General features: G+C 63.8%; 11 protein-coding genes. 1 reads left to right on the top strand and 10 read right to left on the bottom strand.

What is annotated here, in order from left to right:
- Positions 1-616 precede the first annotated feature (616 nt).
- Positions 617-1,879 (bottom strand): UDP-N-acetylglucosamine 1-carboxyvinyltransferase, encoded by a 1,263-nt coding sequence (gene murA / locus Q7514_RS30980; RefSeq protein WP_330137083.1) that lies wholly within the window; start codon positions 1,877-1,879, stop codon positions 617-619.
- Between the two features lie 57 nt (positions 1,880-1,936).
- On the opposite strand from murA, the gene Q7514_RS30975 reads away from it, so the two are divergent.
- On the top strand, positions 1,937-2,509 hold the full coding sequence (locus Q7514_RS30975) for a cob(I)yrinic acid a,c-diamide adenosyltransferase (RefSeq protein ID WP_330137082.1): 573 nt from the start codon (positions 1,937-1,939) through the stop codon (positions 2,507-2,509).
- A gap of 25 nt (positions 2,510-2,534) precedes the next feature.
- On the opposite strand, the gene Q7514_RS30970 is transcribed toward Q7514_RS30975, so the two are convergent.
- The 9 genes from Q7514_RS30970 to atpB form a co-directional block, all read right to left on the bottom strand.
- Positions 2,535-2,957, bottom strand: a complete 423-nt coding sequence (locus Q7514_RS30970; RefSeq protein ID WP_330137081.1) for a DUF2550 domain-containing protein — start codon at positions 2,955-2,957, stop codon at positions 2,535-2,537.
- Between the two features lie 50 nt (positions 2,958-3,007).
- A complete protein-coding gene (locus Q7514_RS30965) occupies positions 3,008-3,373 on the bottom strand; it encodes a F0F1 ATP synthase subunit epsilon (RefSeq protein WP_330137080.1) in 366 nt (121 codons plus the stop codon).
- A gap of 6 nt (positions 3,374-3,379) precedes the next feature.
- Entirely contained in the window at positions 3,380-4,828 is a 1,449-nt protein-coding gene (gene atpD / locus Q7514_RS30960) for a F0F1 ATP synthase subunit beta (protein ID WP_330137079.1), read from the bottom strand.
- A 6-nt stretch (positions 4,829-4,834) separates the two neighbouring features.
- A complete protein-coding gene (locus Q7514_RS30955; protein WP_054716113.1) occupies positions 4,835-5,809 on the bottom strand; it encodes a F0F1 ATP synthase subunit gamma in 975 nt (324 codons plus the stop codon).
- Between the two features lie 48 nt (positions 5,810-5,857).
- Positions 5,858-7,501, bottom strand: coding sequence for a F0F1 ATP synthase subunit alpha (atpA, locus tag Q7514_RS30950; protein ID WP_330137078.1), 1,644 nt, complete (start codon positions 7,499-7,501; stop codon positions 5,858-5,860).
- 60 nt (positions 7,502-7,561) lie between these two features.
- Entirely contained in the window at positions 7,562-8,377 is an 816-nt protein-coding gene (locus Q7514_RS30945; RefSeq protein ID WP_330137077.1) for a F0F1 ATP synthase subunit delta, read from the bottom strand.
- A 5-nt stretch (positions 8,378-8,382) separates the two neighbouring features.
- On the bottom strand, positions 8,383-8,946 hold the full coding sequence (locus Q7514_RS30940; RefSeq protein WP_132471123.1) for a F0F1 ATP synthase subunit B: 564 nt from the start codon (positions 8,944-8,946) through the stop codon (positions 8,383-8,385).
- Between the two features lie 13 nt (positions 8,947-8,959).
- Complete coding sequence (locus Q7514_RS30935; RefSeq protein ID WP_054715748.1) at positions 8,960-9,211, bottom strand: ATP synthase F0 subunit C; 252 nt, start codon at positions 9,209-9,211, stop codon at positions 8,960-8,962.
- A gap of 90 nt (positions 9,212-9,301) precedes the next feature.
- Entirely contained in the window at positions 9,302-10,150 is an 849-nt protein-coding gene (atpB, locus tag Q7514_RS30930; RefSeq protein WP_330137076.1) for a F0F1 ATP synthase subunit A, read from the bottom strand.
- Between the last annotated feature and the right edge of the window lie 256 nt (positions 10,151-10,406).

The following is a 10,406-nucleotide window of genomic DNA, read 5'->3' as shown; positions in this document are numbered from 1 at the left end:
CCACAGACGGAAGAATGTGATGATCAGCAAAACAACCACCCACAAAAATGTGGGGGTCGCACCAAAACAATATTGGCACTGACATTCATCGGCACACTGTTGAGTTCTCAAAGAACACGCACACACCTTTGATCCCAGGCTTCTGCCTGATCTCTCGGGGGTTACTTGTTCGGTCTCGCAACCACTTTGGGAAGTGGTGCGGCCTCCAACCTTACCAGAAGGTTGACGACCGGTGAAACTTTCAGGCGCCTGCGTCCAACCTCGTTGTCCCTGACCTTGCGGTCCGGGTCGGTGTCCGTGTCGCTCTGACTTGGAATAAGTTACGCGACTGTGAACAGACTACCAAATCAGCTGGTAGAAGGATTTTCTATCGACGTTCCCGCTGGTCATCCCGGCCAGACCTGCCCGTTCACAGCACGAGCACCGTTCGTGACGTGCAGCACAGCAGTACGGCGCGCGCCGGCGGTGCGCTGCGGATGGATGAATCCCTGGATACTGCACTGGATTTCGATGCTCTGTGCCGTGTCGCACGCGCCCACACCGCGAAACGCTCCGAAATGCGCCACACCCCTGACCGGAGGAGGCCAGGGAACTCAGTGCCGGGAGGACATCGAGGTCAGTCCCCGCTACCGACGCGCTCGATGGTCCCGCCGAGTTCGGTCAGGATCTCCACGAACCTGGGGTATCCGCGATCGATGTGGTAGACGTCGTGGACTTCGGTAACCCCGTCGGCACACAGACCGGCGAGAACGAGCCCCGCTCCCGCACGGATATCGGATGCCCACACCGGCGCGCTGGACAACTCTTCGACACCCCGCACCACTGCGTGGTGCCCGTCCGTGCGCGCGTCCGCACCGAGCCGGATCATTTCCTCGACGAATCTGAAGCGGGCTTCGAAGACGTTCTCAGTGATCATCGACGTTCCATCGGCGACAGCGGCAAGTCCGATGGCCATCGGCTGAAGGTCTGTCGGGAACCCTGGATACGGCAAGGTGGCAAAGTTGACCGCGCGAGGCCTGTCCTTCTGGACTACGTGGAAGCCGTCGGCATGCGGTGTCACCTCGGCGCCCGCACCGCGGAGCTTCTCGAGTACCAATGCGATGTGTTTCGGGTTGACTCCGCGGACCGTCATGTCGCCCCTGGTCATCACAGCGGCGATCCCCCACGTCGCCGCGACGATGCGGTCTCCGATGCATCGGTGGGTCGCGGGCTCGAGCGAAGGCACTCCGACGATACGAAGGGTCGTGCTTCCTGCACCGGTGATTCGAGCACCCATCTGCACCAGCATGTTGCACAGGTCCACGATCTCGGGCTCACGGGCCGCGTTGTCGATCGTGGTCTCACCCTTCGCCAGGACGGCTGCCATGAGAATGTTCTCGGTCGCACCCACGGACGGGAACGCCAAGCGGATCGCAGCGCCGTGAAGATCATCGGCCTCGGCCACCACGCATCCGTGCTCGATCGTGCTCTGTGCACCGAGAAGACGAAGTCCGGTCTGGTGCATGTCGAGGGGACGGGAACCGATCGCGTCACCACCGGGAAGCGCGACGACGGCGCGCCTGCACCTCGCAACCAACGGGCCGAGAACGCACACGGAGGCACGGAACTGCCGTACCGCAGCGAAATCGGCGTGGTACTCGGGCTGCGCCGGTGTCGTGATACGCACTTCGTCACCCTCGAGCACGACCTCGCAGCCGAGTCCGCGCAGCACCTCGGCCATCAGCGGGACGTCGAGGATGTCGGGGCAATTCGTGATCGTGCTGGTGCCCTCGGCCAGGAGGGCCGCTGCCATCAGTTTGAGCACACTGTTCTTGGCACCGCCGACACAGACGTCACCGACCAGCCGGCTGCCGCCGGTCACAAGAAAGCGTTCACTCACAACGACACAGCGTAACCAGGTCTCTCGGAGTACACCGGAGCCGGTACCGTGGCGGCCATGGCTGTCCACCTCACAAGGATCTATACCCGCACCGGCGACGACGGAACTACGGGCCTCAGCGACTTCTCGCGAGTCTCGAAGACCGATGCCCGGCTGATCGCGTATGCCGACTGCGACGAGACGAACGCCGCGCTCGGTGTCGCGCTCGCGCTCGGGTCTGTTCCGGATCGGGTGATTCCGGTGATCCAGCAGATTCAGAACGATCTGTTCGACGCAGGAGCCGACCTGTCCACTCCCGTCGTCGAGGACCCCAAGTATCCACCGCTGCGGATCACCCAGGAGTACATCGACCGGCTCGAACACTGGTGCGACGAATTCAACGAAGAACTCGAGCCGCTCAACTCGTTCATTCTGCCCGGCGGCACACCGGCAGCAGCGCTACTACATACGGCGCGCACCGTTGCTCGCCGTGCGGAGCGCTCTGCCTGGGCGGCCGTCGAGGCTGCACCCGACGACACGAACGTGCTTCCTGCGAAGTACCTCAATCGGTTGTCGGATCTGCTGTTCATCCTCAGCCGACTCACGAACCCGGACGGCGATGTGCTCTGGAAGCCCGGTGCAGGCGCGTAACGGGGGTCTGTTCACGGGAGACGGATCAACCGAGACGGCGGCGCTGCGAACGTTCGTCAGGCCTGGACTCGAGCCAGGACAGGAACGCGGTGCGTGCGCCGCTGTCGAGTGCCACCTCGTAGGTGGCGGCGTTGTCGACGATCTCGAGAATGACGATGTCGTCGGTCATGATGTCGAATTCGCTCCCTTCGGGAGCGCGACGAGATCGCACCTCGATACCCTGCCGACTCATTCGTGAGTCCGGACCGGGTTTGATGCTCGACAATTTGTAGAAAACGAGCGTGTTGTCGCCGTAGCGGATGATCCCGTGTCTCCAGCCGGCACCATCAGCGCGAGGCATGACCCGCACGATTGCGGCGGTACCACCACTGCGAAGCTTCGTGAAACGAAAGAGAAAAGCCGCGACGGACGCCGCGAGCAGCACCACCAGGATGATGAGAACGATCATTCCTACTGACACTGCTCGTCGGCTCCGTCGCGGCTTTCCTGTTGCCTAGCTCAAGCTCGCTCGACGGCCCGCAGGCGGCCCTTGGCCACCGCGATCTCGGCTTCGTCCCGGCTCTCGGCCAGAACCGCCTTGGCAGCCTCGACATCGATCGAGTCCACGAGGTCTGCGGACTCCGCCAGCACGGTCACGGTCGTCGCGGTCACCGAGAGGAACCCGCCGTGCACCGCGAGGACGATACGCTCACCGTCCGCGGTCTTGATCGACACGACGCCGCCCTCGACGAGTTGGCCGAGGACCGGTTCGTGACCGGCCATGACGCCGATTTCGCCTTCGGTGGTCTGGGCGGTGACCAGCGTCGCCGCGCCGGACCACAGGCGCTCCTCGACAGCGACGACGTCCACGGTCATTTCAGCCATCGCGGCCTACTTCCCGGCGATCTTCTTGGCTGCGGCCTCGACATCGTCGAGTCCACCGCAGCTGTTGAACGCCTGCTCGGGCAGGTGATCGAACTCGCCCTTGCAGACGCGGTCGAATGCCTCGATGGTGTCGGCCAGCGGCACGACGGAGCCCGGCTGACCGGTGAACTTCTCGGCGACGATGAAGTTCTGGCCGAGGAACTTCTGAAGGCGACGGGCACGGTTGACCGTGACCTTGTCCTCTTCGGAGAGCTCGTCCATACCGAGGATGGCAATGATGTCCTGCAGTTCCTTGTACTTCTGCAGGATCCGCTTGACCTCGTTGGCGACGCGGAAGTGATCCGCGCCGACGATGCCCGGCTCCAGGATGCGCGAGGTCGACGTCAGCGGGTCCACAGCAGGGTAGATACCCATCTGCGAAATCGGACGCGAGAGCTCGGTGGTCGCATCGAGGTGCGCGAACGTGGTTGCGGGCGCAGGGTCGGTGTAGTCGTCGGCGGGGACGTAGATCGCCTGCAGCGAGGTGATCGAGCGGCCACGGGTCGAGGTGATGCGCTCCTGGAGCTCACCCATCTCGTCCGCCAGCGTCGGCTGGTAACCCACGGCGGAAGGCATACGACCGAGAAGGGTCGACACCTCGGAACCGGCCTGGGTGAAACGGAAGATGTTGTCGATGAACAGCAGGACGTCCTGGCCCTGAACATCGCGGAAGTACTCCGCCATGGTCAGTGCGGACAGGGCGACGCGCATACGCGTTCCCGGCGGCTCGTCCATCTGGCCGAAGACAAGGGCGGTGTCCTGGAGGACGCCCATCTCTTCCATTTCGAGGTGGAGGTCGGTGCCCTCACGGGTGCGCTCACCGACGCCGGCGAACACCGACGTACCGGAGAACTCACGGGCGATACGGGTGATCATCTCCTGGATCAGAACGGTCTTGCCGACACCGGCACCACCGAACAGACCGATCTTGCCGCCCTTGACGTACGGGGTCAGCAGGTCGATGACCTTGATTCCGGTCTCGAGGATCTCGGTCTTGCCCTCGAGCTGATCGAAGGCCGGCGGCTTGCGGTGGATGCCCCACTGCTCGCCATCGCGACCGAGGCCCGGGGTGTCGAGGCAGTCGCCGAGGGCGTTGAACACGTGGCCCTTGACGACGTCGCCGACGGGCACGGAAATCGGGCGACCGGAGTCGGTGACGGCTGCGCCGCGCACCAGACCGTCGGTCGGCTGCATGGAGATCGTGCGGACCAGGTTGTCACCCAGGTGCTGCGCGACCTCGAGGGTCAGGGTCTTCGCCACGGACGCCAGAGTGACCTCTGCGTTCAGGGCGTTGAACAGCTCGGGTACGGCGCCACGCGGGAATTCCACGTCGACGACGGCGCCGATGACGCGGACGACGCGCCCGGCCAGGGCCGACGCCGCACCGGCGTTGTTGTCGGTAACTGCTGCGGTCATTGTGGTTCAGTCACTTCCTGCACTCGAGGCGAGCGCACCGGCACCGCCGACGATCTCGCTGATTTCCTGGGTGATCTGGGCCTGGCGGGCCTGGTTCGCCTGACGGCTGAGGGTGTTCACCAGTTCCGTGGCGTTGTCGGTTGCGGCCTTCATCGCGGTACGACGGGCAGCCGACTCCGACGCGGCTGCGTCCAGCAGCGACGCGAAGATCCGCGTGCTGATGTACTTCGGCAGAAGCGCGGCAAGGAGCGTCCCCGCTTCGGGCTCGAAGTTGTAGTCGGGCTGAGGTCCGGAACTGCGATGACCGTCGGTGAGCATGTCTTCGCCCAGTTCGATCTCGTCCTCGGTGACGCTCACCTCGAGAGGCGCCATGCGACGCACCTCGGGGGTCTGGGTCAACATGGACACGAACCGGGTGTAGACGATATGGAGCTCGTCGACGCCCTCGATGGTGCCTTCTCCATTGGGAGCGGGAACCTCGGAACCGGAACCGGCCATGAACAGCTCGACCAGGTGACGGCTTGCCTTCGCAGCGTCGGTGTACCGGGGCTCCTGCGAGAACCCGGTCCACGCACCCGCGACAGGACGCTCGCGGAACGTGTAGAACGCCAAACCTTTACCGCCCAGCACATACAGCACGGGCTCTTTGCCCTCACTGATCAGCAGCTGGCGAAGCTCCTCCGCCTCCTTGAGGACGTTGGAGTTGTAACCACCCGCCATACCGCGGTCGCTGGTCACGACCAGCACTGCGGCACGCTTCGGGTTCTCGCGCTCGTTGAGCAGGGGGTGATCCAACGACGCGGACGCGCTCGCCAGTTCCGAGAGGACCTTGGTGATCTCCTCGGCGTACGGCTTGGATGCTGCCACTCGGGCCTGAGCCTTCGTGATGCGCGACGTCGCGATCAGTTCCTGCGCCTTGGTGATCTTCTTGGTCGAGTTGACCGACTTGATCCGCGAGCGGAGCTCACGCAAGTTCGCCATTCGTCGATCACACTCCCTTCACTGGACGCTGGGTCATGGTCTCCACGCTCACTTGCGGACGGAGGTGCGTTTGATGGAGACCTGCTCCTGCTCGACCTCGTCGGCTCCGAGCGCCTCTGCCTCGGGATCGTTCACGACGCGGCTGCCGTCGGAGGCGATGAAGCCTTCCTTGAACTTGTCGGTCGCGGCCCTGAAGGCATCGGCCGACTCGTCGGTCAGTGCCTTGCCACCGGCGATCTGCTCGTAGGCGCCTGCGGCGTTGCGGTGCAGGTCCTCGAGAAGCTCTGCCTCGAAGCGACGGATGTCGGCGACCGGGACGGAGTCGAAGACACCTTCACCGGCGAGGTAGATCGACACGATCTGATCCTCGACAGCGATCGGCGAGTACTGGTCCTGCTTGAGCAGCTCGACCAGTCGCTGGCCGCGCTCGAGCTGAGCCTTGGACGCAGCGTCGAGGTCGGATGCGAAGGCCGCGAAGCCTTCGAGCTCACGGAACTGCGCGAGCTCGAGACGCAGCGAGCCGGAGACCTTCTTCATGCCCTTGGTCTGTGCGGCACCACCGACACGGGAGACCGAGATACCGACGTTGATCGCCGGACGGACGCCCTTGTTGAAGAGGTCGGACTCGAGGAAGACCTGGCCGTCGGTGATGGAGATGACGTTGGTCGGGATGTATGCCGAGACGTCGTTCGCCTTGGTCTCGATGATCGGCAGAGCCGTCAGCGAGCCGCCACCGAGTTCGTCGGACAGCTTGGCGGAGCGCTCGAGCAGACGCGAGTGCAGGTAGAAGACGTCGCCGGGGTATGCCTCACGTCCCGGCGGGCGACGGAGCAGCAGAGAGATGGCACGGTAGGCCTCGGCCTGCTTGGTGAGGTCGTCGAACACCACGAGGACGTGCTTGCCCTGGTACATCCAGTGCTGGCCGAGAGCCGAACCGGTGTAGGGAGCGAGCCACTTGAAGCCGGCCGAGTCGGATGCCGGAGCCGCGACGATGGTGGTGTATTCCATCGCGCCGTTCTCCTCGAGGGCCTGCTTGACGCCCGCGATGGTCGAACCCTTCTGACCGATAGCGACGTAGATGCAGCGGACCTGCTGCTTCGGGTCGCCCGTCTCCCAGTTCGCTTTCTGGTTCAGGATCGCGTCGATGCAGACGGCGGTCTTGCCCGTCTTGCGGTCGCCGATGACGAGCTGACGCTGTCCACGGCCGATCGGGGTCATCGCGTCGATGGCCTTGATCCCGGTCTGGAGCGGCTCCTCGACGGGCTGGCGCTCCAGCACCGACGCGGCCTGCAGCTCGAGGGCGCGGGTCTCGTCGGCTTCGATGTCGCCGAGGCCGTCGATCGGCTGACCGAGCGGGTTCACGACGCGTCCGAGGAAGTTGTCGCTCACCGGCACCGACAGCACGTCGCCGGTCCGCTTGACTTCCTGGCCTTCCGCGATGCCCTGGTAGTCACCAAGGATCACGGCACCGATTTCGGTTGCCTCGAGGTTGAGGGCCACGCCGAGCACGCCACCGGGGAACTCCAGCAGCTCGTTGGCCATCGCCGACGGCAGACCGCTGATGTGCGCGATGCCGTCACTGGTATCGACGACGACGCCGACCTCCTCGCGGGAGGCCTCCGGGGAGTAGCTCGCGGTGTAATTGTCAATCGCGCTACGGATCTCGTCGGAGGAGATCGTCAGCTCCGCCATGTTCTTCCTGCTCTCGGTATCTGGTCTTCGAAAAGATCTATGTGTGTGTTCGGAAGTGGACTACGTGAGGCTCTTGCGCACTGCTGCGAGTCGCCCCGCCGCCGTACCGTCGATGACCTCGTCGCCCACCCGGACGACCAATCCACTGAGAAGCTCGGGATCGACCTCGACGTGTACCGTCACAGGCTTCCCGTAGACGCGAGTCAGCGTCGCGGCAAGCCGGCTCGACTGCTCCTCGTTGAGAGCGGCCGCGCTGCGCACATGGGCCACGGCCCGGTCGCGCTGGGTTGCCGCAAGTGCCGACAACTCGTCGAACGTGTCGGCCGGGGACGCTTTCAGGCGACCCACCGCATGCACGGCGAGAGTCGAGGTGATTGCCGTCGACTTGCCGTAGAGCAGTCGCGACAGGAGCTCGCGCTTCGCGTCCACAGACGTGTTCCGGTCGGAAAGCGCCTGCTCGAGTTCGCCGTTGCCCGCCACAATGCGGCCGAGCCGGAAGAGCTCGTCCTCGACGGTGTCGAGCTGGTCCTGGTTCGCTGCTGCCTTGAGCAGGGACTCACGACCGAGCTGCACGAGCGAGTTGGTCAGATCGGATTGCGCCGACCAGTCCTGGCCCACCGCGGCTTTCACGGTCGCGAGAGCTGGGGCCGAAACCTTGCTCCCGAAGACCTGCTCGGCCAACGTCTCGCGAATGGCCGCGGGGGCCGAGGCGTCGGCCAGCGCACCGCGAAGGGTTCGCTGGCTGTCGAGCGCCTCGACCACCGAGAGCAGTTCCGAGCCGGCCTGAGCCGCAGCGGCAGTCTCGGCACCCGAGCCCAAGGCGGACTGCAGTGCGGACCGCGTATGAGCGAGTGCCTCACGGCTTGCTGCGTACATTGTGCTCACTTTCCGGATGCAGAGTCAGCGCTGAGGGAGTCGAGTTCGTTGAGGAACCGATCGATCGATCCGGCACGCTTGACGTCGTCGGCGAGCGACTCGCCGATGATCTTCTCGGCGAGATCCACCGAGCTGCGACCGAGGTCGCTCCGGAGTTCGGCCACGATCTGCTGGCGCTGGGCCTGCAGCTGGTTGTGACCGGCAGCGACGATACGGTCGCTCTCCTCCTGTGCCTGAACCTTCATATCGGCGATGATCTGCTGGCCCTGAGTGCGGGCCTCCTCACGGATCTGTGCGGCCTCGGTGCGGGCTTCGGCGAGCTGAGCGCGGTACTGCTCGAGCGCCTCCTTCGCCTCTGCCTGGGCTTCCTCCGCCTTCTTGATGCCGCCTTCGATCAGCTCCGAACGCTCGTCGAGCACCTTCTGGAACATCGGAAGTACGTACTTCCAGAAGACGAAACCGACGATGATCAGGGCGACCAGCGACCAGACGATGTCGTACGTCGCGGGGAGGAGGGGATTGGGGATCTCCCCTTCCTCTGCCGCGAGAATCAGGATGCTGTCAGCCATGGTGGTCGTCGAATCAGAAGATGAAGCCGGCAACGATGCCGATCAGGGCCAGGGCCTCGGTGAATGCGATACCGAGGAACATCGTGGTGCGCAGCTGTCCGGCCATCTCGGGCTGACGGGCCATGCCCTCGATCGCCTTGCCGACGACGATGCCGATGCCGATGCCGGGGCCGATGGCGGCGAGGCCGTAGCCGACCGCACCGAGACCGCTGAAAGTGGTCTCCTGCTGGGCGAGGACGTCTGCTGCCTGAAGCGCAACGCTCATTGGTGTTCCATTCCCTTTCTTGTGGCTCGGCCCCGGGGGTCGGCAACCGAGTCAGTCTGTGTGTTTCTGTCGGTCGTGCTGATCGGCGAGCTAATGCTCTTCAGCGTGCAGCGCCATGTCGATGTACACCGCGGTGAGCAGCGCGAAGATGTAGGCCTGCAGAACGATCACGAGGAGTTCGAAGAAGGTGAACGCGATGCCGCCGATGACGGAACCGATGCCGAACACCTTCATCAATCCGTCGGAATCGAAGAAGAAGAACTGTGTGGCGCTGAAGAACAGCACGAGCATGATATGGCCGGCCAGCATGTTGGCCATGAGACGAATGGTGAGGGTGAACGGCCTCAGGATGAAGGTCGAGACGAACTCGATCGGGACCACCAGCAGATGAAGGGCCGGCGGCAAGTTCGGAACGACGATGCTGCTCTTCACGTAACGGAAGAATCCGTACTTCTTGATGCCCACGTAGTTGAACACGATGTAAGCGAGCGCGGCGAGGACGATCGGCATACCGATTCGTGCATTCGACGAGATATTGATGAACGGGATGACCGCTGTCAGGTTCAACCCGACCACCAAGAAGAAGATGGTGACGATCACCGGGAGGAATCGTCGCCCTTGTTCCTTACCGAGGATGTCCTCGGCGATGTGGATCCGGACGAAGTCGAGCATGATCTCGGCGACGTTCTGAACGCCGCGGGGCACGATCTTCGGGCTGCGCATCGCCAGAACGAAGAACAGCGCAACGATCACTGCCATGGCGACGCGGATGATCATCAGCCGGTCCATCTCGAAGGGGGTACCTTCGAACAGGACTGCCGGTGGGAAAAAATCAGCTAGTGACGGCGCGTGGAATTCTCCGGCTGCCAAGGTGGTGACGCTCAGCGCTCTCTCCCGTAGTCGGCCGCAGGCATTGCCGTCTGCGGGTCGATCGGACATTGACGATCCAACAAGTCGACCAGGTCGGCTCGCGTGTGCGCCAGTGCTCCGAACCGCAGTACTCGGTTCCGCTTCTGCCGTTGTCGGCGACTCTCGTCGACTCGGCGGCCATTTGAACACGGCCACCTACCAAGTGACAACTGCTCGCGCTCACCCAGTAGGTGCACACAGTGCCACTCGCGTAGCGCTCACACTATCAACTGTTCTACGACAGTGCGTAGGTGGGGCACTCGCTGCGAAGTAATTGACAAACGCA

It is taken from the genome of Rhodococcus artemisiae (assembly GCF_036327795.1).
GTDB lineage: Bacteria > Actinomycetota > Actinomycetes > Mycobacteriales > Mycobacteriaceae > Rhodococcus > Rhodococcus artemisiae.
The sequence above is the reverse complement of the archived record's forward strand: the minus strand, read 5'-3'. Positions and strand labels throughout refer to the sequence as shown.